Origin of the sequence: Stenotrophomonas acidaminiphila (assembly GCF_001431595.1) — a bacterium.
Taxonomy (GTDB): domain Bacteria; phylum Pseudomonadota; class Gammaproteobacteria; order Xanthomonadales; family Xanthomonadaceae; genus Stenotrophomonas; species Stenotrophomonas acidaminiphila.
The window spans coordinates 14,689-39,730 of sequence record NZ_LDJO01000043.1 but is presented as its reverse complement, the minus strand read 5'-3'; the positions used below and the strand labels follow the sequence as shown (position 1 = coordinate 39,730).

21 protein-coding genes and 1 CRISPR repeat array are annotated in these 25,042 nt (G+C 66.9%); of the genes, 4 read left to right on the top strand and 17 right to left on the bottom strand.

The window, feature by feature from the left end; genetic code table 11:
* Window positions 1–44 precede the first annotated feature (44 nt).
* The 13 genes from ABB33_RS13485 to cas1f all read right to left on the bottom strand — a co-directional run bounded on the left by ABB33_RS13485 (window position 45) and on the right by cas1f (window position 16,965).
* On the bottom strand, window positions 45–1,190 hold the full coding sequence (locus ABB33_RS13485; protein WP_056932448.1) for a DUF4350 domain-containing protein: 1,146 nt from the start codon (window positions 1,188–1,190) through the stop codon (window positions 45–47).
* A complete protein-coding gene (locus ABB33_RS13480; RefSeq protein ID WP_056932444.1) occupies window positions 1,187–2,764 on the bottom strand; it encodes a DUF4129 domain-containing protein in 1,578 nt (525 codons plus the stop codon). The genes ABB33_RS13485 and ABB33_RS13480 overlap by 4 nt, the downstream gene beginning before the upstream one ends.
* On the bottom strand, window positions 2,754–3,752 hold the full coding sequence (locus tag ABB33_RS13475; protein WP_056932443.1) for a stage II sporulation protein M: 999 nt from the start codon (window positions 3,750–3,752) through the stop codon (window positions 2,754–2,756). Before ABB33_RS13475 ends, ABB33_RS13480 begins: the two co-directional genes overlap by 11 nt.
* The gene (locus tag ABB33_RS13470; protein WP_056932442.1) at window positions 3,749–4,426 is read right to left on the bottom strand and encodes an RDD family protein; all 678 of its coding nucleotides are present in this window, start codon (window positions 4,424–4,426) and stop codon (window positions 3,749–3,751) included. Before ABB33_RS13470 ends, ABB33_RS13475 begins: the two co-directional genes overlap by 4 nt.
* A 191-nt stretch (window positions 4,427–4,617) precedes the next feature.
* Window positions 4,618–5,514 (bottom strand): DUF2167 domain-containing protein, encoded by an 897-nt coding sequence (locus ABB33_RS13465; protein WP_056932441.1) that lies wholly within the window; start codon window positions 5,512–5,514, stop codon window positions 4,618–4,620.
* Window positions 5,515–5,644: 130 nt separating this feature from the next.
* On the bottom strand, window positions 5,645–6,184 hold the full coding sequence (locus tag ABB33_RS13460; protein ID WP_056932440.1) for a gamma carbonic anhydrase family protein: 540 nt from the start codon (window positions 6,182–6,184) through the stop codon (window positions 5,645–5,647).
* A gap of 202 nt (window positions 6,185–6,386) precedes the next feature.
* Window positions 6,387–8,396: direct repeats of the CRISPR family, unit length 28 nt; unit sequence TTTCTGAGCTGCCTATGCGGCAGGGAAC.
* Between the two features lie 130 nt (window positions 8,397–8,526).
* Window positions 8,527–9,093 carry a type I-F CRISPR-associated endoribonuclease Cas6/Csy4 gene (gene cas6f / locus ABB33_RS13455; protein ID WP_056932439.1) on the bottom strand — a complete coding sequence of 189 codons (567 nt, stop codon included), beginning with the start codon at window positions 9,091–9,093 and terminating at the stop codon, window positions 8,527–8,529.
* A gap of 5 nt (window positions 9,094–9,098) precedes the next feature.
* The gene (gene csy3, locus ABB33_RS13450) at window positions 9,099–10,124 is read right to left on the bottom strand and encodes a type I-F CRISPR-associated protein Csy3 (RefSeq protein ID WP_056932438.1); all 1,026 of its coding nucleotides are present in this window, start codon (window positions 10,122–10,124) and stop codon (window positions 9,099–9,101) included.
* Window positions 10,125–10,147: 23 nt separating this feature from the next.
* On the bottom strand, window positions 10,148–11,164 hold the full coding sequence (gene csy2 / locus ABB33_RS13445) for a type I-F CRISPR-associated protein Csy2 (RefSeq protein WP_056932437.1): 1,017 nt from the start codon (window positions 11,162–11,164) through the stop codon (window positions 10,148–10,150).
* Window positions 11,161–12,507 carry a type I-F CRISPR-associated protein Csy1 gene (gene csy1, locus ABB33_RS13440; protein ID WP_056932447.1) on the bottom strand — a complete coding sequence of 449 codons (1,347 nt, stop codon included), beginning with the start codon at window positions 12,505–12,507 and terminating at the stop codon, window positions 11,161–11,163. The genes csy2 and csy1 overlap by 4 nt, the downstream gene beginning before the upstream one ends.
* 82 nt (window positions 12,508–12,589) lie before the next feature.
* The gene (locus tag ABB33_RS19240; protein ID WP_338108059.1) at window positions 12,590–12,769 is read right to left on the bottom strand and encodes a hypothetical protein; all 180 of its coding nucleotides are present in this window, start codon (window positions 12,767–12,769) and stop codon (window positions 12,590–12,592) included.
* Window positions 12,770–15,955 (bottom strand): type I-F CRISPR-associated helicase Cas3f, encoded by a 3,186-nt coding sequence (cas3f, locus tag ABB33_RS13435; RefSeq protein WP_225546666.1) that lies wholly within the window; start codon window positions 15,953–15,955, stop codon window positions 12,770–12,772. It abuts the gene before it with no gap.
* Complete coding sequence (cas1f, locus tag ABB33_RS13430) at window positions 15,952–16,965, bottom strand: type I-F CRISPR-associated endonuclease Cas1f (RefSeq protein WP_225546667.1); 1,014 nt, start codon at window positions 16,963–16,965, stop codon at window positions 15,952–15,954. The genes cas3f and cas1f overlap by 4 nt, the downstream gene beginning before the upstream one ends.
* Before the next feature lie 472 nt (window positions 16,966–17,437).
* Between cas1f and ABB33_RS19100 the strand changes: the two genes are divergently transcribed.
* Window positions 17,438–17,794, top strand: a complete 357-nt coding sequence (locus ABB33_RS19100; protein WP_225546668.1) for a SymE family type I addiction module toxin — start codon at window positions 17,438–17,440, stop codon at window positions 17,792–17,794.
* Window positions 17,795–17,996: 202 nt separating this feature from the next.
* Here the strand turns inward: ABB33_RS19100 and mnmG are convergent, their stop codons facing one another.
* Complete coding sequence (gene mnmG / locus ABB33_RS13420; RefSeq protein WP_056932436.1) at window positions 17,997–19,886, bottom strand: tRNA uridine-5-carboxymethylaminomethyl(34) synthesis enzyme MnmG; 1,890 nt, start codon at window positions 19,884–19,886, stop codon at window positions 17,997–17,999.
* Window positions 19,887–20,483: 597 nt separating this feature from the next.
* The gene (locus tag ABB33_RS13415) at window positions 20,484–21,065 is read right to left on the bottom strand and encodes a hypothetical protein (protein ID WP_056932435.1); all 582 of its coding nucleotides are present in this window, start codon (window positions 21,063–21,065) and stop codon (window positions 20,484–20,486) included.
* A 139-nt stretch (window positions 21,066–21,204) separates the two neighbouring features.
* On the opposite strand from ABB33_RS13415, the gene ABB33_RS13410 reads away from it, so the two are divergent.
* Genes ABB33_RS13410 through ABB33_RS13400 form a run of 3 tightly spaced genes read left to right on the top strand, consistent with a single transcriptional unit; the run spans window position 21,205 to window position 23,229 of the window.
* Window positions 21,205–22,167: a pyridoxal-phosphate dependent enzyme gene (locus tag ABB33_RS13410; protein WP_056932434.1), complete on the top strand. Its 963-nt coding sequence runs from the start codon at window positions 21,205–21,207 to the stop codon at window positions 22,165–22,167.
* Window positions 22,164–22,766: a YdcF family protein gene (locus ABB33_RS13405; RefSeq protein WP_054662369.1), complete on the top strand. Its 603-nt coding sequence runs from the start codon at window positions 22,164–22,166 to the stop codon at window positions 22,764–22,766. Before ABB33_RS13410 ends, ABB33_RS13405 begins: the two co-directional genes overlap by 4 nt.
* 34 nt (window positions 22,767–22,800) lie before the next feature.
* Window positions 22,801–23,229, top strand: a complete 429-nt coding sequence (locus tag ABB33_RS13400) for a ketosteroid isomerase-related protein (RefSeq protein ID WP_056932433.1) — start codon at window positions 22,801–22,803, stop codon at window positions 23,227–23,229.
* Between the two features lie 57 nt (window positions 23,230–23,286).
* Here ABB33_RS13400 and bioC read toward each other — a convergent pair whose 3' ends face one another.
* On the bottom strand, window positions 23,287–24,177 hold the full coding sequence (gene bioC, locus ABB33_RS13395) for a malonyl-ACP O-methyltransferase BioC (RefSeq protein WP_056932432.1): 891 nt from the start codon (window positions 24,175–24,177) through the stop codon (window positions 23,287–23,289).
* A gap of 85 nt (window positions 24,178–24,262) precedes the next feature.
* Entirely contained in the window at window positions 24,263–25,030 is a 768-nt protein-coding gene (gene bioH, locus ABB33_RS13390; protein WP_056932431.1) for a pimeloyl-ACP methyl ester esterase BioH, read from the bottom strand.
* Window positions 25,031–25,042 lie beyond the last annotated feature (12 nt).

Here is a 25,042-nt window from a genome sequence, read left to right as displayed (position 1 = left end):
GGTGGGGACATCGCCAGGCAGGGCGGGCGGAGCGGGCAGGTCGGTCATAGCTGGTTTCTCATCTGGATGAGCAGGGCGATGCGTTCGCGCAGCGCGGCGTCGTCGCGTGACGGGGGCAGTTGCAGTGCCAGCCGCACCCGTTCGAGGGGCCAGCGCAGGTGGTCGGCGATGGCCTGCAGCTGGGCATCGCCGGCAAGCGCGGCGGCCAGCGGCGCGCGCCGCCGCAGGCGCGCCAGGAACGACTGGCGCACCGCGTCGTACAGCAGCGGCGACTTGCCGTAGCGGTGCAGGTGTTCGCCGCTGGCGCGCACGTGTTCAAGCAGCGAGCGGCGTTCCTGCCGCGGCGACGGCTGCAGCGGGCCGAAGCGCTGGGAGCGCATCCACAGCCACGCCAGCAGCGCCAGCAGCAGCGGCAGCCAGATCGGCCAGCCGCGTTGCAGCACGATGCGCCACAGGGACGGCGCTTCGGCGGCGTAGACCAGGTGCATGCGGCCCTTGCCGTAGTTGGGTGCGAGCACCAGCCGTGCCAGGTCGCGGTGCGGCAGCCCGCGCAGGCCGGTGTCCTGCGTATCGCGGCCGTTGCGCAGGAAATCCATGTCGGCCAGCACATCCACCCGGCCGCTGCCATAGCGCAGCCGCGCGTAGGCGAGGGTGGCGTCGATGGCATCGCCCCAGCGCCGTTCGACGCGCGCGTGCTCGCCCAGGGTGAAGCGCGGGCCGGCACAGAATTCCTGGTGCTCCTCCTGCCCCGGCACATGCCAGGGCTGGCAGCGCGGCGCTACCTTGCCCGGTGCGATGCCGAAACGGCCGAACAGCGTCTGCTCGCCATCCAGCGCCTCGTCGGCCGCGGGCATGCGCAGCAGCAGGTGGCCGCCGTACTCCACCCACTCCACCAGCTGCTCGACCTGCGCGGGCGTGAGCTGGCGCGGGTCGTCCAGCAGCAGCACGGTATCGCGTGGCTGCAGCTGCATGCCCGCCAGGTCCAGCGTGCGCCGCGTCTCGGCGTCCACGCCGTCGCGGCGCAGGGCCTCGCGCAGCGCGAACAGCGGGTTGAAGGTGGGTTCGCCGTAGGCCGGAAGCGTGGACGGTTGGCATACGCGCTGGTGGCTGCGCAGGAACCACATCACCGCCAGTCCGGCCAGCAGCAGCACCGCCAGAGCGATCAGCGCATTGCGCACGCGTGCGCTCATGCCGGCCACCCGTACTGCTGGTGCAGCGCGTCGAGCAGTGCCTGGAACGCGTCATCCGACGGCACCCGGCCGGCATAGGCGGCGTACTGCCAGGTGCGCACCATGTGCGCGAACAGGCGCCGGTCCGCTTCCTGCGGCATGCGTCGTGCGGCGCGCAGGCACTGCGCTTCGGTGCTGCCCGGCGGCAACACGATGTCGGCGCGCTGCGCCAGTTCGTCCAGGCTGGCGCGGTACAGCAGCGCCAGCGCGTGCCGCGGTTTGCCGTCGTGCCACAGGCGGCGGGCGCTGGCGAGGATGTCCGGCGGCAAGGTGTCGGGCAGCTGCAGTGCGTGCGCGGTGACCTCCGATTCGGCCTCGCGGCGGCGGCGGCGCCCGCTGCCCCGCAGCCACGGCAGCCACCAGCGCGCGGTCAGCACCAGCACGAGCAGCAGCGCGCCGACCAGGATCCACAGGGCCGCTTCGCTGAGCAGGGCCAGCAGCTTGGCCACCGCGCCGAACAACTGGCCGCCAGGAAACTCCCGCGGCTGCGGCTTGTCCGCTTCCGCATTGCGGCGCTCCCAGCGGCAGACGGTGTGGCTGGCGCCCAGCTGCGGGTCGTCATAGGCGCGCGCGGCGGCCTGGCGGAAGCCGGCGGTATCGACCTGCGCAGCGCCAAACACATCCGCGGGCGTGGCGGCGGCCGTGGCCTGCGACCCACCCGTCTTGTGGTTGTCGTGTGCCGCCGGGGCCGCGGTGGCGGCATCCTGGGCATGCACCGGCGCCGCCAGCGGCAGCATGGCCAGCCCCATCACCAGCACCAGCACCAGCGGCGCTGCCTGTGCCAGCCGTGCGCGCAGGCGGCGGAAGGCGATTTCCACGTCCCAGGCTTCCAGCTGGGTACGGCGGTTGAGGTACAGGCCGAAGCCGGCGCCGCTGTAGAACGGGCCGATCAGCGTCATCGCGGCCCAGGCCAGCAGATTGAAGCCCAGCCACACCCACGCCGGGGTGTCGCTGCCGATCAGCGATACCGCCACGCGCAGCGACTCGGGCAGGGAATCCAGCGGCACGAACATGAATACCAGCGCGATGCCGGCCACCTGCAGCATCACTTCGAAATGCCAGCACACCAGCGTCAGCAGCGTGGCATGGCCATAGGCCGCGCCGCCCAGCACGCGCCGCCGTTGCCGCCGCTGCGCGGCGTCGCCGCCTTCGAGCAGGTCCACCGGCATCAACAGCGCACGCGCCGGGCTCAGCCGGCGCCACAGCAGGTAACCGGGCAGCGCGCGCACACCCCAATGCATCTGCGCGCGCAGGGTCTGCGCGGTACCGGGCACCGCGCCGAACGCGCCGCGCGATATGACGTACAGCGGGATGCGCTCGAACACCGGCTTCAGCCACCACATCAGCAGTGCCGGCAGCCAGAAGGCATCCAGCCACCACCCGCCCAGGTTGAGCAGCACGAACACCGGGCCGGTGAGCAGCAGCCACGGCGTCCAGATGGCCGCGGCGTGGCGCCGCACCAGCGCGGTGCCCAGCTCCATCGCCTCCCACTGCGAGCGGGCGCGCAGCACCACGTCGAGCTGGTCAATGCGCATCGCCGCCCCCGTGGCCGCCGCGCCACAGCCAGCCGAACACCAGCGCCCACAGCACGCCGGACACGGTGAACTTGCCCCATGCCGGCACCGCGGCGATGGACGACCAGAACGCCTCGACGAACGCCGCCAGCAGCAGCATGAACGCCACCCCCAGGCACAGCCGCGCGCCGATCACCCCGCCTTCCACCAGCGCGTCGATGCGCCGCTTGCGGCCCGGCGCGATCAGCCGCAGCCCCAGCTGCAGGCCGGCGCCACCGGCAATGACAATCGCGGTCAGTTCCAGCGGCGCATGCCCGGCGACGAAACGCCAGAACGGGTCGCCGTAGCCCATGTGCTGCAGGTGGCCGGCCACCGCGCCGATGGTCAGCCCGTTGTACAGCAGCACCAGCACCGTGCCGACGCCGGCCAGCAGCCCGCTGGCGAAGGTGCGCAGGCCGATGCTGATGTTGTTCATGATGTAGTGGCCGAACATCGCCCAGTCGGTGCCGCTGTCGCGGGTGCGGCCCAGGTGCTCGGCGGACGGGTCGTACGACTTCTCCATGTGCGCGATCTGCTGCGGGTCCAGCAGCAGGTGCACCAGTTCGGGCTTGTACTGCAGCAGCACGAACACGCCCACCAGCGGCAGCACGAACAGCGCGCACGCCACCCACATGGCCGCGGCCTGGCTGCGCACCAGCTGCGGGAACCCGGCGAACAGGAACTCCAGCGCGCGCTGCCAGCGTGGCGGCGGCGCGCGGTACAGCAGGTTGTGGCCGCGCTGCATCAGCTGCTGCAGGCGCTCGACCAACTGCGGGCTGTAGCCGCGGCGGCGCGCCAGCGCCAGCTGCTGGCACAGGCGCCGGTAGCGTTCGGGAATGGTCTCGTCGCCGGGCAGGTCCGGCGACGGCGTGTTGCGCGCCTTGCGCGCACTGCCGCCGCGCTGCTGCAGCCAGTCCTCGAACTGGCGCCATTCGTGCTCGTGGCGGGTGACGAACTGTTCCTGCCTCATCGCCGCCCCAGCAGCCAGTTGGCCATCGCATACAGGCGCAGTACGCCGGTCTGCCCGCGTGCCCCGCTCAGGCCGCTGGCGATGTCGGCGAGCTCGTTCTGGCGCGGGCCGGACAGTGCCGGTGCGCGGTCGGCAAAGGCGATCACCGCCTGCTGTTCGGCCGGCTGCAGCGGCAGCGGCGGCGCCAGCACGCTGTCGATGCGCGCCGGTGGCACCGGTGCCGGCGCCGGCACGTGCACCACCAGGCTGCCGGCCACCAGGTCACCCAGCCGCCGCCCGTGCGGATCCCACAGGCAGGCCAGCAGGCCCAGCGCGTAGCCGAACGGCAGCATGTCCACGGTGCGCAGCAGGTTGCGCACGATCGCCGGCATCCAGCCCAGCGGCGCGCCGTCGCGCGCTACCACCCGCAGGCCCAGCGCGCGCTTGCCCAGGGTCTGCCCGAACCACACTTCCAGCACGATGGGGTAGCCCCAGAACAGCAGGAACATCAGCCCCAGGTACAGGCCCTGGCCCAGCCCGCCCAGCGCCATCAGCAGCGGGCTCATCAGCCCCAGCACGCCAAACCGCACCATCAGGTCGACCAGCCACGCCAGCGCGCGCGGCACCGGGCCGGCCGCCGGCAACTGCAGCGGCACGCCTTCGGGCGTGATCACCTCGCGGTAGGTATCAAGCATGGGCGGCGCTGCGCTCAACGGCCGGGCGCCGCCGGTCGCGCGCAGGGTCGTGGGTTGTCGCAAACCCGGTATCCAAACCGGGTGGCTGCCGCTGGCATGCGTGTCTCGGTGGCGTCCTGTCAGCGGCTGACTTTACCCGCCGCCGCCGCCGATGCCCAGCCTGCGCCGGGCACCGTGGCGGCGCGCGCAGGTCAGCGCACCGTGCCCTTGTTGCGCTCGCCGAAGAACTTGCGTGCCACCCCGCCCAGCGCGATGGCGCCGATCAGCAGCAGCTTCCAGAACTTGGCCAAGACCAGGCCCAGCTTGGCGAACAGCCCGGCCTTGGCGGCCAGCCCGCCGCCGATCAGCGTGGCCACGCCGTAGGCGGCGATCTTGTCGGTCTTGGGGTTGTGGTCGGCATAGCGCGCGCCCGGCTCGAACTCGGCCATCGGCAGCAGTTTCTCCATGCCGGTGCGCACCAGCCCCAGCTCGCCCATGCCCGACACCGCATTGAGGCTCAGGTAGCCGTGGCGGCCGAGCACGCGGATGTCGTAATTGAGCACGTGGTTGGGCTGGCCGTTGAACGCCAGCTCCTTGGCCCAGTACAGCTTGTTGTTGCCGGCGTCGTAGCGCGGCGGCACCGCCCAGCCTACCAGCTGCAGCGTGCCGTAGCCGGCCTTCTCGCGCTCGGGGTTGGCCGCTTCGGTCTGCTCCTGCATCTCGCGCAGCAGCTTGGTGTAATTCATCTTCGACGCGTCCTCGTCGGACACGTAGCCGTCGTCCGAGTAGGTCACCACCACCGCCCAGCTGTCGTCATCCGCCAGCCCCGGCGAACGCGGCACCACCAGCCCCAGCACGTCGGCGTCGGGCGGGTTGCCCCACAGGTCTTCCAGCACGCGCCGCGCATCGGCCTGGTCCAGGTACTGGAAATCCGGGCCCAGGTTGAAGCGCGCCTTGGCCGCGGGCACTTCGATGGTGCCGGAGCGGAAATGCAGCGACTGCACGAACGCCGCGGCGTCCTGCTCGTCCTGTGCGTATGCGGCCGGCGCAGCGGCGCAGAGCAGCGTTGCACCGGCCAGCAGGGCCAGCGCCATGGTTCTGATCGACATGAAATATTCCTTTCCCTGGAAAAAGGGCGTCCCCACGCCCGAGGCCGGCAGTGTGGGCCAAGCCCGGCCCGCGGGCAACGGCCAGCGCCGGCGATGCCCTGTAGCTGCGGGGCCTGCCGCGCAGGCTCCGTCAGCCGGCCATGCCCAGGTACTGGTCCTTCAACCGCACGTAATGGTCCGCCGAATAGCGCAGCCCTTCGATGTCCTTCGCGCTCAAGGTGCGCACCGGCCGCGCCGGGTTGCCCACCCACAACTCGCCACGCGCTACCCGCTTGCCCGGCCCCACCACCGCCCCGGCGCCGATGAACGCCTCGTCCTCGATCACCGCGCCATCCAGCACGCATGCGCCCATGCCGATCAGGCAGTAATCGCCAATGCTGCACGCATGGATGATGCAGCCATGCCCCACGGTCACGCCCTCGCCGATCAGCGTGGGGTAGCCGCCCTTGTTGTACGGGCTCTCGTGGCTGACATGGATGATGGTGCCGTCCTGCACGTTGGTGCGCGCGCCGATGCGCACATGGTTCACATCGCCCCGGATCACCGTGCCCGGCCACACCGACACGTCATCGCCCAGCACCACGTCGCCGATGATGGTGCAGGCGGGGTCGACGTAGACGCGCTGGCCGAGGGTGGGGGTTTTGTCAAGGAAGGGGCGGAGGGAGTTCACTGAAAGAGTCCAAGGGTAGTCGTCCGGATTTGGATGATAGGTGTATGCCTTGCGTTCTCCTACATCAGATGGAGTAGCGTAAGTGCAGCGGCTGCCAAACGTAATGAAAGATAAAGCCTTGCAGCCTAGCTTGATGCCGTCGCAGGTTCCTGGGGTGGTTGCTCGCCAGCGAAGTCAAAAAGAATCCAAGATATAAAATTCATTCCTGAGCTGCCTACGCGGCAGCGAACAACAGCAGCGCAGCATCGCGCCCGATCACGTCTTTCTGAGCTGCCTATGCGCCAGGGAACAAAAAGCGGAAAGTTTGCAGCCTCTTTCGACTTTTTCTGAGCTGCCTATGCGGCAGGGAACGTGACGTGGCTTTGCCGCTGGCACCGACCATATTTCTGAGCTGCCTATGCGGCAGGGAACTGCGCCAGCGACAGAGGCTCCCTGGTCGATCATTTCTGAGCTGCCTATGCGGCAGGGAACGCTAGCTGTCCTAGCGCTTCTTGTCGCTTGGTTTTCTGAGCTGCCTATGCGGCAGGGAACTTCGATGGCGAGTTCGCCGAGTTCACCGTGAATTTCTGAGCTGTCTATGCGGCAGGGAACTAGTTCAGCGCGTTGCCCATCTGCTGCGGATCTTTCTGAGCTGCCTATGCGGCAGGGAACGGCAAGCTGGCCCTGCAGTACGACCTGAGCGCTTTCTCAGCTGCCTATGCGGCAGGGAACCAGTGCCCGGCGGGCAAATGGTAGTCACCACATTTCTGAGCTGCCTATGCGGCAGGGAACAGGATCAACGGCGAATTCGACAATCCCGAACTTTTCTGAGCTGCCTATGCGGCAGGGAACTCACCCACACCGATTGATGACCGGATCACAACTTTCTGAGCTGCCTATGCGGCAGGGAACACTGAAACTGTTGATACGCATAGGTTTCAAGTTTTCTGAGCTGCCTATGCGGCAGGGAACGCGCAGCAGGCGACCGGCTCCGGGGCGCGGCATTTCTGAGCTGCCTATGCGGCAGGGAACGACACGCCACAGGACGGCGATCTCGTCCTGATTTTCTGAGCTGCCTATGCGGCAGGGAACGCTAGCTGTCCTAGCGCTTCTTGTCGCTTGGTTTTCTGAGCTGCCTATGCGGCAGGGAACGAAGCGGACGAACATCGACGGCGATGTCGAATTTTCTGAGCTGCCTATGCGGCAGGGAACGGGCAGTTGTCGGGACTCCATACCTCGCGGATTTTCTGAGCTGCCTATGCGGCAGGGAACAGCGCCGATCAGCTGTGCACCGGACCGCCACATTTCTGAGCTGCCTATGCGGCAGGGAACGAGGTGACCGGGGTGCCGGGCGCCGACTTGATTTTCTGAGCTGCCTATGCGGCAGGGAACGTGGCCGAAGTCAGGCACAAGCAGCGCGTGGATTTCTGAGCTGCCTATGCGGCAGGGAACTTCGATGGCGAGTTCGCCGAGTTCACCGTGAATTTCTGAGCTGTCTATGCGGCAGGGAACTAGTTCAGCGCGTTGCCCATCTGCTGCGGATCTTTCTGAGCTGCCTATGCGGCAGGGAACGGCAAGCTGGCCCTGCAGTACGACCTGAGCGCTTTCTCAGCTGCCTATGCGGCAGGGAACCAGTGCCCGGCGGGCAAATGGTAGTCACCACATTTCTGAGCTGCCCATGCGGCAGGGAACAAGAAGTCTCACCAAACGCGACTTCGAGGCGGTTTTCTGAGCTGCCTATGCGGCAGGGAACATAACCGGCGCCATCCAACAATTCCTCGACTTTTTCTGAGCTGCCTATGCGGCAGGGAACGTAGTGCTCGACCACGGGCTTTCCGTCCTGCATTTCTGAGCTGCCTATGCGGCAGGGAACTTGCGCGATCCACTGGAAAACGATTGGATTAATTTCTGAGCTGCCTATGCGGCAGGGAACAGCGACGCAGCGGTGAAGGTGCTGCATCCGATTTTCTGAGCTGCCTATGCGGCAGGGAACGTTCGACAAGGTTGTTTTTGCAGGAAGCCAGATTTCTGAGCTGCCTATGCGGCAGGGAACATCAAGCGCGAGTTTGATTCATGGCTTGACGATTTCTGAGCTGCCTATGCGGCAGGGAACAAGGGCGGAATCAGGACCCGAGGAGGGCCTGTTTTCTGAGCTGCCTATGCGGCAGGGAACTCGGGCCATCACCTCACCCCCTGCGGGCGGGCTTTCTGAGCTGCCTATGCGGCAGGGAACTAGAGGAATTTCACGTCAAGTCATTGGTAATGCTAAGGAAATCCCTGAATAGAGGAATGCCCCCAAATTTCTGGGGGCATCCGCAAGTCACTGATTTTAAAAGAGCGCTACTGACTCACTGGAAATAGGGTCAGAACCACGGGATGGTGCTGGTGCTGCTCAATCCGTGGCTGTTGAACGTTCCCGGTGTGGGGGTGTTCGCCAACGGACCCAGGGCGACGAACAGGCAGAAGGGCTGCCCTGTGCTGCGGCTGCGCAGGTGCAGGTAGGGCAGATTAGGGCGGCGCTCAACGCTCTGGGGGATGGCTTGTTGCGCTTGCTGTTCGGTCTCCCCTTTGCGCAGCATGCGACGGCGGCGCAGGCGTCCGGCGTTGGTCTTGAACTGCCGGCGGTACACGGTGCGCTGCGGCGCCCTTTCCGGAACCGGGTTGATTCCGGTAAGGCGTACGTGGTCGCGCAGACCCTTGAGCCAATCTTCCTGCAGGAAGCGACGCAGGGTGACCTCGCTGCCATGCAGCCGCAGCACGGTGCCCAAGGTGCGAGGCGTAGTGCTGTAGCCCGGGAAGCTCACACCGATGTCCTCGATACGCTGCTGGACCAGCGCCAAGTGCAGGCGGTCGTAGAGCACGCCAAGTAGTTGCGGGGCGGTGGTCTCCGGGTCGGGGACCACCTGGATGTCGACATGGTGGCTGGTCATGGTGTTCAGCCTGCTTCGCCGAACACGCCGCCCCTAACCAGGGTGGCGATGACGAAGTGCTGCTGCTCCACCAGAGGCGCCTTGTCCTTCAGCACCCAGGCATCGAGCAGGTTGTAGAAATCCTGTTTTTCCTTGGGCTGGCGATAGGCCTTGCCCTGCGTAGTCACCGAGCCGTAAGGCTCTACCGCGATGGGGCCGTTGCTGGCCGCCTCCGGATACCAGGTGTCCACCGTGCGCAGCGCATTGCCAATCTTCTGGGAGTGGATGGCAGCCACCTTGTCGACGTGGTACAGGGTCTTGCTCTTCTTGCCGGCGGTCTTGTCCAAGATGAGTTCCTGGGAGGGGAAAACCTCCTGGCCAGCGCCCATGCGGACGAAAGCGGTGACCTGAAGCAGTACATGGCTGTCACCGGCCAGGCCAGCGGCGATCAGCTCGCCCAGTTCGGCCAGGGTGGCGCCTTCCCCAGCCGGCGCCATGAGATCGTACAGCGAATGTGCAAGCGCATCGAAGGTCCACTGCTGGGCGGGCTTGCCGTCGCGCAGATGGGACACCGTCACCTCGACCTGCTCGGCGCCAATACGGTTGCGCCACAGGAAGCGGCCGTTTGCCAGATTGGCCGCATAGCGGCGGGCCAGCTCATCGAAGCCGTGCTGGCGTACATAGCCGTCCACCGTTTCCAGCAGCTTGCTGCGATAGGCGGCGTCGTTGCAGGCCGAGGGCCTGCCGGTTCCACCAAGCACGCGCAGGGTGAACTGCACCTTCAGCGTGTCGGCATCGGCCGGCAATGCTGCCACGTCGACGGTCTGCAGGTTGGGGTTCTGGATGGCGGCGTCCAGCTTGGCCGGGTCCTGGCCGCTGGTTTTCAGGCGGTTGGAGATGGTGCCGCGCACGGATTTTTCGCGCAGGCCTACCGGTTTCCAGTCCGCCGCCTGGGTGCGTGCCGCCCAGTTTCCACTGGTGAACAGGGCATCGGACGGGTCCAGCTTGCGTTCGAAGGCCAGGACGGATGCGGTCTTGAGTTCCTTGGACATGATGGGATTCCTTTTCTGCCGGGTCAGTAGGTGGTGGTGTCGAATTCAAACGGCGTATCCAGCTCACCCTCGTGTAGAGGTTGCGCATGGTTGTTGCGACAACGGTACAGGCCGAGCTCGGGCTGCGTGTCGGCATACCAGAGCAGGCTTTCAGGCACATGCAGGCGGTGTGGGCTGATCCATTGGCCCACCGAGTACAGGCTTTCGACGAAGCGGAACGGCGTTCCGGCATCGCGGGCGTTGGCCACGCTGCCGGCAGCGTGCAGTTCGCCCAGCGCGCCGTAACCCACTGGGATGGGAACCACCCAGCCATTGCCAGTTCGGTCGTTGGTCCAGCTGCCCTTGCCGGTATCGTGGTCGGTCTGCCAGCGCCAATTGATGCGGGCCAATGACAGCCAGGCATCCAATGGGTCTGGCGCCTCGCCAGATTGCTCCTGTCGCTGCAGGCGCTCGGCCAGTAGGTCGTCACGGCTCACAAGCGCGAAGCCAGGCAGCAGGCGCATGCGTGCCTTGGCGAACAGTGCCTGGCGATCAGCTGCGGTGCCTGTCAGCTCCAGCGCCCAGGGCTGGTAGCGTCGACGCCAGGGATGGGACGGTGGTATCAGGCTGCCACCCGCGATACGCATGCCGGCCAGCAGCCCGGCCAGTGCCTGCAGATCGCCTTCACGCGTTTCTTGCTGCTTCTGCCAGCGAAGGCTCGTGGCGGCCAGCAGCAGGCTCAGGCCCAGATGGATGCGACCTTCCTCGACGATCGCTGAGCTGCCGCCGTCCTTGTTCACCGGGTTGCGGGTCAGGTGGAAGCTGTTGACGAAGCCGCCTTCGGTGACCAGTTCGCGATGCTGGTGGCAAACCACTCCCACTGCATGGAACCGGACATCTAGTCCCGCCGCTTGCGCCTTGCGCTGCAAGGCCCACATCAGCCCCAAGAACGCCGTCATTGACGGGAAGCCATGTGTCAGCGGGCTGGAAATGGCGTTGGCGTTCTGCACCTGCAGATGGGGGAAGACAAGCAGGTGGTCGAAATCCGGGCAAGTGCTCATGCAATGCCTCCTTTCGGCTTGCGCCGCTGCTCGGGTGCCGACCAGGCCGCATCGGTGACCGCATGGCGCGCCCAGTGGCGGTACTCCGCGTCCCCGACGGCGACCAGTCCGGCAGAGCGCAGCCGGTCATTCAACCAGTTGGCGAAATCGCCAGCCACCTGGTCAGGCCAATCACCGAACTCCCAGACGGCGACGAATGCTTCGTCCTCGGCGGCAAGCTCTGGTTGCGGGCGCTGATCCAGCTCTACGCGTTCGGGATCCAGCCAGACCTGTTGGTGCAGGGGCAGGGTGCAGCTTTCGTTCCTCGTCCATCCCGGTTCGAAACGAACCTGCGTTTCCACCGCGAAGATGGCCAACTGAGCTCCCAGCTCCTGCGCCAGTTCTGTGCGTTTCCGTCGCGTTGCCTCGGTAGGGGGCGGATTGGACAGTAGAAAGCTGGCCAGCTGGTCGACGGTGTCGCGAACGTCAGGGAACCAGCCCAGGCGATCCATTGCCGATTCGAGATTCAGCAGCTTCCGCGGTTGTTCGATGTCCCAGCTCGGCGGCAGGGAGGCCAGCAGGTAGTTGATGCCGCCGCGCTCGCTGTTGAGCTGCGACACGTTCTGGGGTTTTGTGCCCCCCAGCTTGCGGACGACCAGGTTGTGGTAGTCGCGATAAGACGTTTCGTGCGCCTCCTTGGCGCGGAACGCCTGCCGTGCGGCCTTGTTGTCTTCACCGAAACGTGCGCCCTGGATCTCGGCATGCACGGCATGGGCCAGGCTGCTGGAAAACAGAGGTTGCAGCAGGTGATAGGCCTCGTCTTCGGTGGGTGGGCCGTCGACCAGCCAGTACAGCTGTTTGGCGGCTTCGTGTGATGCAGGGTGGGTGTCGCCACGGACCAGACCGCTGAAGGCCTTCATCCAGGCGGTCGCGGTCCCGGCATCCGGGTGCAGGGCCGACCGAAGGTCTGCATCGCCGGCTTGCATATAGTCCAGCAGCCGGCGTCCCTCAACTTCGATCTTGAGGAACTTGAATACATCCAGTGCTGCGGCATTGCCCACGACATCCTCTGCGAAGTCGTCGCCCAGCACATGGGTTCCGATCTCGGCGCGGCGGGGCAGGGCGTCTGGCCGCACGTGCAGACTGCTGCCCCGCGCGTCCGGATGGGTCGCCTTGAGTACGTGGGTGACCGCCTGGATCTGGCCCACCCGGCGGGCGGCATCGGCCAACCAGGCGTTGTAGTCGTATTTGGCCGAGATATCGCCTTCTTCCTCCTTGCCTTTCAGCTTGGCCTCGCGCCGGGCTTCGATGAAGCCGGCGATGGCTACACGAAAGGCCTTCCCTCTATCAGTCAATTCCTGCACCACCCGTCTCCTTGGTTGATGATCGTGTGTGACTCTTTAGAACATATCTGTATCAGCTGTTGAGACGATCCTAGTGCGATCATCATGGATCGAATCCCAGCAACGGATGCCATCTCCAGCCGTTTGGACTGGAATGCACCTCTACCGTGGTGAAGCGCCGGGCGCAGTAGTCCAGCGAGTCTCCCGAGTGTGCGGCCTGATCTTCCAGCAGGGACATCAGCTCGAACTGCCCCCAGGGGCTGATTCCGTTGCCGAAGGTCAGCTAGACATCCCTGCGTTGGCTCTGGTCGACCAGGATGTACAGGGGAGCGGCACGCCGGTCGGCGGCTTCCTCGACCCGATGCAACAGCAACCGCTCGCCCTCGTCGTCGGGCAGGAAAGCCAGCGTGGTGGCTTGCATGGCCTGCCGTCGGAACCGCTGCTGCTGGGGGAGAACGCCGGTCAATGCGGCCTGTGGATACTTCCAGGCGATATATGCCTGATCCTGCTCGACAGGAGGAATTTGGTTCTCCGCGGTGGCAGGTACAGGCAGCATGCTGAGGGCGGTACGTGCCTGCTCCAGGTCCACGAGGCTGTGGCGCGTCCGCCAGACCTTCGACGGCCGCGGCTGGATACGCGGCAAGGCGTCGAGTACCTCGAACTCGGCAGGCTGCAACAACTCGGCAAGGCGATGCGTGGACAACTGCAGGCGTTTCTGCGCGGGGCTGGAGCCGGACTTCTCGTAACCGGGCCGCTGGAATGCGGGTCGGCCGGAATGAGCACCTGCAAAGTAGCGAAGGTTGGTATCGAACACCAGCACGTTCGGCTCCGATGGCGCGTGCCCCCGATGCCGCTGCACGCGTCCAGCCAACTGGATCAATGAGCGCATGGACGAAGGTTCGGCTACTGCCCAGTCCGCATCCCAGTCCCGGCCAACCTCGCAGACGGGTGAAGCCAGCGCCACGAACAAGTGCTGCGCTTCGGGATGTGCATCCAGCGCGCTGCGGATTGTGGGATGCTGGAAGACGGCGTTGGTGTCGCCGCGACGATTGAAGACGCCATCCAGCATTGCCTCTATGGCGGAGCGTTGCAGAAGGGGAAAACGCGCGTGATAGACACAGAGGTGGATGCGGACACCTTCTGGTGCATCCTGCGCGAACAGGGTCTGCGCAACGTCGAACAGTGGACCTATGTTTGCCATGCGCACCAGCCCGAAGCTGACCCGCTTTCCGCTGGCAGGATCTGTCTGGAAGTGCGCCTGGTGGAGTTTCAGGCAGGCGTCGCGGACGTGCGGAGCGAACTCGGCGCGCTGTTGCTCGGGTTTCCTGTTTCCCAGCGACAGTGGCAGCAATCGTGCGCGACGCAACGGCGCGACGTTCCTCAGTCGGGTGGTACGTTTGTTGACGAATCGCAGGTGCTGCTGCTCGAAGTTCTGGCCACTCACGCCCGCCACCTGCACGCCGAACTCGTCTGCCCATAGGCAAGGAATCTCAGCTCCAACATTCGCGGCACCTGGTTCGCCCCGGTTCTGGCGGTACAGCCGCCGCCCGGCACGGTAGGCAAGATACATGCCAGTGACCAAGGCCGGTGGAAGCGTGGCCGAGGACAACACCACCCGGCTGCCCAGCATGCCGGCCCAGTGCACCAGCCGGGTGAGTGCCGGCATGTCGTCCAGGTCGTAATCGTCAAGCTCATCGAGCACCAGGTCGGCACTCATCAGGCGCAGCATCGGGGCGATCTGGCGGCCGGCACGCAGGGACTCCGTGGCAGGCACCATGTGGTCCACCGTGCAGACCAGCACGGGCGCCGACAGCAGGTTGCGGATGTCCGGATCGTGCAGTGCGCGCGACACCAACGGATGCTGGCTGCTGTTGCCCTCGTAAAGGACGTGGCTGTCCTCCTCGATAAGATCCTGGATGGATGCCGATCCGGAAGACTCTGCCTGCTGTTCGTAGTACTCGAACAATGCCCGGCTTGCCGACCCGCCAACACGTATGGCCAGTTCGTCCTCCCCGAGATGGAGGTCGTTGCGGTAGCTGCGGCCGGTCTGCAGCGTGAGCGTGCGCAGGCCGAGCGCATACGTCACGCGCATGCCGAGTTGCGGATCGCCGAGCGCATGCAGGATACGTGCATTGGCCAGCGTCTTGCCGCAGCCCGTGGATGCCATGTTGACGATGAAGCCGCCGAGCTTCTGGCAGTCCTCGCGCAGGCTCGTCGCAGCATCGGCGGCCTTATCCTGCCATGCGAACTTCGGGTTGCTGCTGCGTTTGCGCAGCCCCCGGTGATTGGCCAGCCGCGGCAGATGGCGCTCGAAGCCAGGGAGTGCATGCGCGACCATGCCTGCATCGCGAGTCACGCCGAGCAGGTGCTCAAGCAATGTTTGTTTGAGATTCCCGTCCTTGTGGGTGTTGGCATACAGCGTGCTGTCTGTCTTGACCTTCAGCCGATCAGGAGCATCTGGGGGCAGGCTGGAGTAGTGGTGGTCAGCCAACATCAGGCACAGGCGCGCGAGATGCATGACGTAGGGATTGTCGATCCACCGGCTGTCGTCGCGTTGCTGTAGTTGAAACAAGCTTCTGGCAACGCGCGCAGCCTGATGCAGCCAGTCCCTTTCCATCACTGGCAGGGCTGCGGCGGGTTCCCAATACGGGCGGGCTTCCTGGTATGAAGGTGATTGAGGTTTTTCATTCCATCCATGTGCGACCAGTGCGAGCGGTTCCTTCAGCCAGAGCTCATTCCAGTGCGCGGTACGGCGCCCGAGCGGCTGCTGGGCGCCATCGCTGTCAAGCGCCGGAACAACGGGAAGACGATGGTGGCTGACCACCAGCCACGCTACGGCGGCAGCGAGGGGAGGCAGCCGTTGGAACGGGAAGGCGTGTGCGGCATCCATGCCATCGCGCTGATAGCGGTCCTCGGCCAGCCAGTCCAGTTCGCTGGCGTTCTCACTATCGCTCAATCGTTGCAGCCATCCCGCATCGTCGTCGGTTCCCACGAAGGCCTGGAACAGACGCAGCGATACCCACTCGTGGCGATACAGGTTGCGTTCGGTACGGATGCCGCGCAGGCGCTCCTGGAAAGCGATGCTGGCTTTGCCCAGGTCGTGCAGGAGAGCGGCCAACTGGGCCAGGAGCCGGATTGGCTGAGCGGTGTGCCAATCGTTCTCATCCTGGGTGCGCAGGATGTTGCGCTGGGTGGTGTTGGTCGGTACGGCGCCTTCGGCGTTGAAACGCCGGGCATCGCCGACCACCCACAGCAGCTCGCTGTGGTCGCGTCCGCGGATCCAGTGGCAGGCAACGGCGGTATTCTTCCGCGCGGTCTCGCGCAGCAATCGCCTCAGGGTATCCAGTCCCTCCTGGGTGATGGCGGTCTGCCAGGCGCGGTCGCCACGGCGTTCGGCGAACTGGTCCAGGATGCGCCGTGTTTCGGACAATGCCCTCTTCTCGCACTGCGAGATCAGCAGGATGTTCAAGCCTTCACCTGTGCAGCCGTCGAGAGCGCGATGGCCTTGAGGCTGTCGATGACGAAATCCAACGACTCGCTGCGTGTGAGTGATTCGATGCAATGGCGGCGGAAGCTCTGTTCGTCGTCGCCGCGCATCGCCGAGAGGAATGCGTGGGGGAGGATGCTGGCATCCTTGATAAGGTCGGCGGCATCGAATACCAGCCCGCCGCGCCGGGTCTTTCCGTGCAGTACGGCCAGGCCATGCGGCAGGCCCAGTACCCAGCAGGCCGTGGCGCCCAATCCATAGGCGAGGTAATTGCCATGATCCAGGAAACGATTCGCCGGATCTGTGCCGGTACCTCGTTTGGCGCGGCTGAATTCGCCATAGCCGACGGTATCCACTGCAAGCTTGAACAGGGCTTTGCTCAGGCGAGCTTCCTCGGTGAGTAGCGCCGTTGTGTCCTGCGCCAGTTCGATGTTGCGGCTTGAGGGTTGCAGCAGGCTTTCGAGCCGACCGGCATCGATCTTGAAGCCAGCCTCATGCAACGCACGTTGCTGCCATTGCCCGGATAGCCGCTGTAGCCGCTGCTGCTGGAGTTGCTTGGCGGCCAGAAGACGGAGGTCGCCGTCGAACCAGAACTTCACCCACGCCTGCAGATACTCCGTAGGACGGTACTCGCTCTGCGGCGAGAACCAGGCCACGTCTACGTCGATCTCGTTGGCGCTGAAGAGGGGTGTTCCGCCCCCGCCACAGAAACCCACCAGCACGCCCGCCTTGGCCAACTCACGCATCGCTGCCTGGGTGACGGAGGTGCCGGTACCCATAAGTACAGTGGTGGTATTGGCGATCGGGATGTTCCAGTAAAGGGATTGCTTCCCGGCGTCGGTGACATACTCGACGCGGCCGCCATTGACCAATACCCGGCAGTGTTGGAGGTAGTAAATATTGGCCCGCTTTGAATGCAGAATTGTCTTCAGGTCCGAAGACTGCAACTGTTCCATGTCGATCCCCTGTGCCGTTTCATCCATGTTTGCCATGGACGGATCTCACGATAGGAGACTGTAGCGGCAATCATGTTGATCCGGGTACTGGGTGCCGCAGATCATCTCCACATGCCGAGATCAGTTAGGCGAGAGTGAGATCGTGCTGGGGCTTCCGGGTCTTAGATTCGACGCGGCCCAACTTCATACGAGCGCGCCTCTGTTAATTGGATGGTGGATAAATCTGATTGACAACTTGCGATGTAGGGCAGCACCATCAACCCGCTGCGGCAAATCCGCAGCCGGGTTTAGCAGCTCGAAGCACAAGGCGCACCAGCGCCCATCGTCGATGCCGGCGCTTTTTTGTGCCCGGCCGTTGCCGTGGGCGGACATGCCGGTTCCAAGGCGGACGGTGCGCGGAGGTCGAAAGGCCTGCCGGTACCTTGTGACCGGTCTGCTAACCGCGCGCCGTCCGCCACCTTCGGTTAGCAGCGAAGCGGCGGATTCCTCATCGCACAAGGAGTCCGACATGAGCCGTTCCAAGGAAGTCACGCGTGTTTCCACCGTTGCCTCCAACCGCAGCACGTCCAGGTACGAGGCATCCGCACCGCGGATGATCGATTCCGCGCAGGTCCCGGAGTTGTTCTCGCCCCCGTCTTCCACGCCAACCGCTTCCAGCGGCTGGGCGCGCAGGCCCAGGCGCTGCACGATGGGTTATCTGTACTACGACGAGCGCCGGGGCGAGCAGGTCGTGGGTCGGGCCGTGCCCAGGCTGCGCCTGTCCGGCCGTTGGCTGGAACGTTGCGGCTTTGCCGTGGGCGATGCGTTGCAGGTGACGGTGGGGAATGGGTTGTTGCTGATCAGCCGTAGCACGAACGACGAGTGAGTGGCGCCGCGCTGCGGCTGTTCAATGCCGGATGCTTTTCGGTAGCAGTGGCTGCCGCAGCACGCATTCCGTAGTCATGAAAAGAAGAAGCCCGCTTGCGCGGGCTTCTTCTTGGGTAACGCAGTCAAGTGCATGACGCGAAGGCATTGCGCAGGAGATCAGACGCCTTCTGCTCGATCAACGTCCCGCGCAGCAGACGCACTCACGCCACCTTCCCGCGCCGCGCCCGCTCCAGGTGCACCAGCAGCAGCGAGATCGCGGCCGGGGTCATGCCGGGGATGCGCTGGGCCTGGCCGATGGTCTGCGGGCGCACGCGTTCGAGTTTCTGCAGCACTTCGGCGGAGAGGCCGCGCACGGCGGCGAAGTCGAAGCCCTCGGCAATGGCGGTGTTCTCGTGGCGCTGTTGGCGTTCGATTTCCTCGCGCTGGCGGTCCAGGTAGCCGGCGTACTTGACGCTGATTTCCACCTGTTCGGCCACGCGCGCATCGTCCACGCCGGGGCCGAGCGAGGGCACCTGCATGAGCTTGGCGTAGTCCAGTTCCGGGCGCTTGATCAGGTCGAGCACGTTGGTTTCGCGGCTCACCGCCACGCCGGTGGTTTCCTGCACTTCGCGGCCCAGCGCGTTGGCGGGGGTGGCCCACAGGCCGCGCAGGCGCACGCTTTCGCTGGCCACGGCGGCCTGTTTGGTTTCAAAGGCGTGCCAGCGGCGGTCGTCGACCAGGCCCAGTTCGCGGCCGGTGGGGGTCAGGCGCGCGTCGGCGTTGTCCTCGCGCAGCTGCAGCCGGTATTCGGCGCGGCTGGTGAACATGCGGTAGGGCTCGCTGGTGCCGTGGGTGATCAGGTCGTCCACCAGCACACCGATGTAGGCCTCGTCGCGGCGCGGGCACCAGCCTTCGCGCCCCTGCACGAACCGCGCGGCGTTGATGCCGGCCAGCAGGCCCTGCGCGCCGGCTTCCTCGTAGCCGGTGGTGCCGTTGATCTGGCCGGCGAAGAACAGGCCGGCCACCTGGCGGGTTTCCAGCGTGTTCTTGAGCCCGCGCGGGTCGAAGAAGTCGTATTCGATGGCGTAGCCGGGGCGGGTGATGTGCGCGTGTTCGAAGCCGCGGATGCTGCGCACCAGTTCCAGCTGCACGTCGAACGGCAGCGAGGTGGAAATGCCGTTGGGGTAGATCTCCACCACGTCCAGGCCTTCGGGTTCGACAAAGATCTGGTGGCTGTCCTTTTCGGCGAAGCGCACCACCTTGTCCTCGATGGACGGGCAGTAGCGCGGGCCGATGCCTTCGATCTGGCCGCTGTACAGCGGCGAGCGGTGCAGCGCGTTGCGGATCACCTCGTGGGTGCGCTCGCTGGTGTGGGTGATCCAGCAGCTCACCTGGCGCGGGTGTTCGGCCACGTGGCCCAGGTAGGACATCACCGGCAGCGGGTCGTCGCCGGGCTGTTCGTCCATGACGCTGTAGTCGAGCGAGCGGCCGTCGATGCGCGGCGGGGTGCCGGTCTTGAGCCGGTCGATGGCGAACGGGCGCTCGCGCAGGCGCGCGGCCAGGGTGGTGGCCGGCGGGTCGCCCATGCGCCCGGCGGTGTACTGGGTTTCGCCGATGTGGATCTTGCCGGCGAGGAAGGTGCCGGCGGTGAGCACCACGGCCGGCGCATGGAAGGTCAGCCCGGTCTGGGTGATGGCGCCGCGCACGGCGTCGCCTTCGATGACCAGGTCGTCCACCGCGGCCTGGAACACGGTCAGGTTGGGCTGCGATTCGACGATCCGGCGGATCGCCATGCGGTACAGGTTGCGGTCGGCCTGGCAGCGGGTGGCGCGCACCGCCGGGCCCTTGGAGGCGTTGAGCGTGCGCCACTGGATGCCGGCCAGGTCGGCGGCGTGGGCCATGGCCCCGCCCAGCGCGTCGATCTCCTTGACCAGGTGGCCCTTGCCGATGCCGCCGATGGCCGGGTTGCAGCTCATCGCGCCCACGGTTTCCACGTTGTGGGTCAGCAGCAGGGTGCGGGCGCCGCCGCGCGCCGCGGCCAGGGCGGCCTCGGTGCCGGCGTGGCCGCCGCCGATGACGATGACGTCGTAACGATGGAAGGAGTCGGTCATGAAAGGGGTGCGGGCTGGAAGTGTGAAATCCGTCGGTGGCTGGTAGGGGAAGGCCGCGGCGACGGGTTGGTGATTTTACCGCCAATGCCCGGTGGGCACCGCCGGCGGCCTAAAGTTGGCACGCAAAGTGCAGTTAATGTCATCGCACCCGGTGTGGCATGCGACATGGGCGCAGTGGCTGGAATTGGAACAGGGGCCAGCCGAAGTGCATACCGGGGAAGCATGGGGCCGGCAGTCGGGGGACTGCCGGCCCTTGTTCTTTCCGGCGCCTGCACTGCGTCCGCGGCCGCTGGCCCGGCCGTTGTTGCCCGTGGGTTGCCCCGGTGCGCAAGCCGTCATGCCGATGGCTGCATCCGTGCGGCTGCGGCTGCGGCGGTGGCGTCTTGCGATGCCGTAAAAGACGAAGCCCCGGCATGGCCGGGGCTTGTCGTTTTAGGTGCCGATGCCCGACAGGGCCGGAACAGGGGGGATCCAGATTTCCTGTGCGGACATCGACATGGAAGTGGTCGATGTGCGATTGCGGTTTGCGTCAGTTATGGACGCTTTCGGTCACTCGGCCCCACAAGATTGCCTGGTTTTTCCCCAAATGCAAGCGCTTCAGGGTTCCTGCTGCTGCACCGACTCCATGCGACGTGACTGTGACGGTGATCGGACCGGTGCGGGGCGCTGCATCATCGGCCGCGGCGCGCCGCTGGCCTGGGGCGATGGCATCGCGCGCGGCATCTGGGCCTGCGGGCGCGGTTGCGGGCGCTGCAGGCGGTCCATGTCGCGCCAGGGCGATTTGCCGCCGCCGTCCACCGGCGGGCGGGGGCGCGGCGGGCGTCCGTTGCCGTCGCCATCACCGGGCCGTGGCGGGCGGTGGCCGCCATCGCCGTTGCCGTGGCCCGGCGGCGGACGGTGTCCGTTGCCGTCATGGCCGCCGTGCGGGGGGCGTGGCCGGTACGGCGGACGGTAGACCGGGTACGGGTAGCGGTAGTCGTAATAGCCGTAGCTGCCATAGCCGCCGTAGCCGTAGGGGCCAGGGCCGTAGGCACCGTAGGGATAGCCGTACGGGTAGGTGCGCTGCACCGACGTCGCGCCGCGGTAATAGCCGCCCGCGCCGCCGTCGACATAGTCGTAGGTGGCGCAGCCGGACAGGCCGAGCAGCAGGCCGGCCGAAAGGATCAGGCGCTTTTTCATGACAGTCCCCCTGTTGGGTGCGCAGCCAGCTTCGGGCCCGCGCATTGAATCGGTCCTTAACCCTGCGGGCAGGGCTGAATGCAGGTGCAGCGATGGCATGAGATGGTCCGGCACCGCGAGCCTACGTTAACCTTTCCCCATGGTTGAACTCACCCTGCCAGGGCCGGCCGACGTGCTGGCCGCCGCGGCCCGTATCGCGGCCCATGCCACGGTCACGCCGGTTCTGCGTTCGCGTGCCCTGGACGCGCTGTCCGGCGCGCACCTGCATTTCAAGGCCGAGCACCTGCAGCTGGGCGGCGCCTTCAAGTTCCGCGGCGCCTGCAACGCGGTATGGGCGCTGGACGAGGCGCAGGCGCGCCACGGCGTGGTGACGCACTCGTCCGGCAACCATGGCGCGGCGCTGGCGCTGGCGGCGCAGTCGCGCGGCATCCCCTGCCACGTGGTGGTGCCCGAGGGCGCGGTGGCGGCCAAGCTGGCCAACATCGCCCGCCATGGCGCGACCCTGTGGCGCTGCGCGCCGACCCAGGCTGCGCGCGAGGCCGAGTGCGCACGGGTGCAGCGCGATACCGGCGCGGTGCTGGTGCACCCGTATGCCGACGCACGGGTGATTGCCGGCCAGGGCACGGCCACGCTGGAACTGCTGCGCCAGGCCGGCACGGCGCTGGACGTGGTGGTGGTGCCGGCCGGTGGCGGTGGGCTGGCCTCCGGCACCCTGCTGGCCCTGCAGCAGGCGGCGCCGGGCTGCGAGCTGGTACTGGCCGAGCCGGTCGGTGCGGCGGATACCGCGCGGTCGCTGGACGCGGGCCGGCGGCTGGTGGATTTCGTGCCCGATACCGTCTGCGACGGCCTGCGTGGCGCGCTGGGCGAGCCCAATTTCGCGCTGCTGCACGGCAAGGCCACCGCCATCACCGTGGACGATGCCGCCACCGTGGCGGCGATGCGCCTGCTGTGGCAGGTGCTAAAGCAGGTGGTGGAGCCGTCCTCGGCCACGGTGCTGGCGGCGGTGCTGGCGCAGCCGGCGCGCTTTGCCGGGCGCAACGTGGGGCTGGTGCTGTCCGGCGGCAACGTCGACCTGGACGCGCTGCCGTGGATGCGCGCATGAGCCGCCGGCGCACCCGCCTGTTCGACTGGCTGTGGCGCCTGTGCGTGCTGCTGCTGCTGTGGCTGCTGGGCGTGGCGGCGTGGATCATCTGGGTGGGCGACCGCGACCAGGCCGCGCCGTCCGACGCGATCATCGTGCTGGGCGCGGCAGCCTACGACGCCAAGCCGTCGCCGGTGTTCGAGGAGCGCATCCGCCACGGCCTGGACCTGTACCGGCAGGGGCTGGCGCCGAAGCTGATCTTCACCGGTGGTTTCGGCGGCGCCACCGCGCGCTTTTCCGAATCGCAGGTCGCACGCCGCTACGCGCTCAAGCAGCAGATCCCGGCGCAGGACATCCTGATCGAAAGCCGCTCGCGCACCACCCGCCAGAACCTGGTCGAGGCCAAGCGGCTGATGGACGCCCATGGCATGCGCCGCGTCATCCTGGTGAGCGATCCGCTGCACATGGCGCGCGCGCTGCGCCTGTCCAGGGAGCTGGGCATCGACGCGCTGGCTTCGTCCACGCCGAGCACGCGTTTCCGCAGCTTCCACACCAGCTGGCGGTTCCTGGCGCAGGAAATCTATTTCTTCCACCGCGACCTGTTCGCCGGCGGCGCCTGAGCGGCGCCATCGCCCCTTCCCCGCGAGAGACCCCATGAGCCACGACGTTTCCCCCGCCCGGCAGCAGGCCATCGACCTGGTCAGCGGCTACTACGATGCCTTCAACCGCGGCGACTGGGCCGGCATGCTGGAGCGCCTGGACGACGACGTGACGCATGACCTCAACCAGGGCGCGCGCGAAAGCGGGCGCGAGGCATTCGCCGCGTTCCTGCGGCGCATGGAGGCCAGTTACCGCGAGCAGCTGCACGAGGTGGTGGTGATGGCCAGCGCCGACGGCAGCCGCGCCGCGGCCGAGTACGTGGTGCATGGCGAGTACCACCACACCGACGAAGGCCTGCCGCCGGCCAACGGCCAGCGCTACGTACTGCCCGGCGGTGCGTTCTTCGATATCCGCGATGGCAGCATCGCGCGGGTCAGCAACTACTACAACCTGCAGGACTGGATCGCCCAGGTCGGCGGCTGAGGCCCGGGCCGGGCCTGCCGCGGCGGCGCATTGCCGGCGCCGCCGCGCGCTGCGCGGTCAGGGGTTCTGCGGCCGGCGCCGGATCGGAATGGCCGATACCGGCACCGCGGCGACGTCATGGCCGTGCTCGCGGATGGGGGCGCCCGGTTCCGGCGCCCAGGCGTGGGCATAGATGACTTCCCAGCTGCTGGGCAGTTTGCCGTCGGCCCGGCGCAGCGGCTCGTAGGCCGCCTGCGCGGCGTTGAAGCGGCTGCGCCCGGTGAGGGTGTGGCGGCGCCCGCTCAGCGCGTTGGTGGCGCCGATGGCCTTGAGCTCGCGCATCAGCGCTGGCAGGTCGTCGTAGGTGAGGGTGAACAGGTCGCGGTCCAGCACCGGGTCGCGGAAGCCGGCCATCATCAGCGCGTCGCCGAACTGCGCGATCTGCACGAAGCGGCTCACGTGCGGGGTGTCGTCGGCCTGGGCGAACGCCTCGCGCAGTTCCACCAGCGTCTCCGGGCCGAAGGTGGAGCACACCAGCTGGCCGCCGGGCTTGAGCACGCGGCGGAAGCCGGCGAACACCGACGGCAGGTCTTCCACCCACTGCAGGCACAGGTTGCTGAAGATCACGTCCACGCTGTTGTCGGCCAGCGGCAGCGCCCGCGCGTCGGCACACACGCGCGAGAACGGGCGCCACCAGCCGGCCTGCTTCCTGGCTTCGGCCAGCATCGGCAGGGCCAGGTCCAGCGCGATCACCTGCGCCTTGGGCCAGCGCTTCTTCATCGCCGCGGTCGAGTGCGCCGGGCCGCTGCCCACGTCCAGTACCACCTGCGGCTGCCGCTCTTCCAGGTAATCGAGCGATTCCAGCAGGCGTTTGCCGACCTCCTGCTGCAGCACGGCGGCGGCGTGGTAGCTGGAGGCGGCACGCGAGAAGGCGCGGCGGACGTGCTTGGAGTCGAACAAGGAAGGCATGGCGGATACGCAGGGTGCGGCGGTGAAGGGGGTCAGCGGTAGCGGGCGCGGGTGCCCATGATCGGCGATGGGCCGGTGCGGAGGCTCACGTGCAGGCTGCAACGAAGCGTTGCAGGCGCCCGGCGACGTCGTCGGCATGGCCGAGGAACGGCGCGTGCCCGCCGCCGTCGATGGTGTGCGCGGTGTGCAGGCCGGCCGCTGCCAGCGCCGCGGCGCGGTGCAGGGCGTTGGGCGGCACCAGGCGGTCGCGCTGGCCGCCGATCCACAGGCCGGGCGTGCGCAGGCCGGGCAGGGCGCCGCGCAGGTCGCTGCGGTCCAGCAGTGCCAGGCCCTCGTGCAGGGCGCGCGGTGCCGGTTCGCCGCGCTCGACCAGGGCCTCGCGCAGGGTGCGCAGTTCGCTGCGCGCGTGCTGCGAACCCATTACGTCCAGCGCCAGGAAGCGCTCCAGGGTGCCGTGGTAGTCCTGTTCCAGGTCGCGGCCGAACTGTTCGAACACGCTGCGCTCCACCGCGTCGGGCCAGTCGTCGTCGCGCACGAAGCGCGGCGTGGCGGCGAGCATCGCCAGCCCGCGCACCTGCGGCAGCGTGGCCGCGGCGTGCAGTGCCACCAGCCCGCCCAGCGACCAGCCGCACCACACCGCCGGCGGCGTGGCCGCGGCGATGGCGTTGACCAGGTAGGGCAGGCGCAGCGGGGTGTCGTCCTCGCGGCTGAAGCCGTGGCCGGGCAGGTCTACCACGTGCAGCTGGAAGTGCGGCGCCAGGCGCTGCACCAGCGGCGCGAAGATACCGCCATGCAGCGCCCAGCCGTGGATCAGGACCAGTGCCGGGCCGGTGCCGGTGACATGGATGTGCATGCGTGGACGTTG

Coding starts and splice junctions, on each gene's coding strand:
- ABB33_RS13415 (WP_056932435.1), bottom strand. CDS start 21,065: ATGAAAAAGCGCCTGATCCTTTCGGCCGGCCTGCTGCTCGGCCTGTCC.
- cas1f (WP_225546667.1), bottom strand. CDS start 16,965: ATGGCAAACATGGATGAAACGGCACAGGGGATCGACATGGAACAGTTG.
- csy2 (WP_056932437.1), bottom strand. CDS start 11,164: ATGAGCACTTGCCCGGATTTCGACCACCTGCTTGTCTTCCCCCATCTG.
- mnmG (WP_056932436.1), bottom strand. CDS start 19,886: ATGACCGACTCCTTCCATCGTTACGACGTCATCGTCATCGGCGGCGGC.
- ABB33_RS13400 (WP_056932433.1), top strand. CDS start 22,801: ATGAGCCACGACGTTTCCCCCGCCCGGCAGCAGGCCATCGACCTGGTC.
- cas6f (WP_056932439.1), bottom strand. CDS start 9,093: ATGACCAGCCACCATGTCGACATCCAGGTGGTCCCCGACCCGGAGACC.
- ABB33_RS13410 (WP_056932434.1), top strand. CDS start 21,205: ATGGTTGAACTCACCCTGCCAGGGCCGGCCGACGTGCTGGCCGCCGCG.
- bioC (WP_056932432.1), bottom strand. CDS start 24,177: ATGCCTTCCTTGTTCGACTCCAAGCACGTCCGCCGCGCCTTCTCGCGT.
- ABB33_RS13480 (WP_056932444.1), bottom strand. CDS start 2,764: ATGCGCATTGACCAGCTCGACGTGGTGCTGCGCGCCCGCTCGCAGTGG.
- ABB33_RS13470 (WP_056932442.1), bottom strand. CDS start 4,426: ATGCTTGATACCTACCGCGAGGTGATCACGCCCGAAGGCGTGCCGCTG.
- ABB33_RS13475 (WP_056932443.1), bottom strand. CDS start 3,752: ATGAGGCAGGAACAGTTCGTCACCCGCCACGAGCACGAATGGCGCCAG.
- ABB33_RS19100 (WP_225546668.1), top strand. CDS start 17,438: ATGAGCCGTTCCAAGGAAGTCACGCGTGTTTCCACCGTTGCCTCCAAC.
- bioH (WP_056932431.1), bottom strand. CDS start 25,030: ATGCACATCCATGTCACCGGCACCGGCCCGGCACTGGTCCTGATCCAC.
- ABB33_RS13485 (WP_056932448.1), bottom strand. CDS start 1,190: ATGAGCGCACGCGTGCGCAATGCGCTGATCGCTCTGGCGGTGCTGCTG.
- csy3 (WP_056932438.1), bottom strand. CDS start 10,124: ATGTCCAAGGAACTCAAGACCGCATCCGTCCTGGCCTTCGAACGCAAG.
- ABB33_RS13405 (WP_054662369.1), top strand. CDS start 22,164: ATGAGCCGCCGGCGCACCCGCCTGTTCGACTGGCTGTGGCGCCTGTGC.
- ABB33_RS13465 (WP_056932441.1), bottom strand. CDS start 5,514: ATGTCGATCAGAACCATGGCGCTGGCCCTGCTGGCCGGTGCAACGCTG.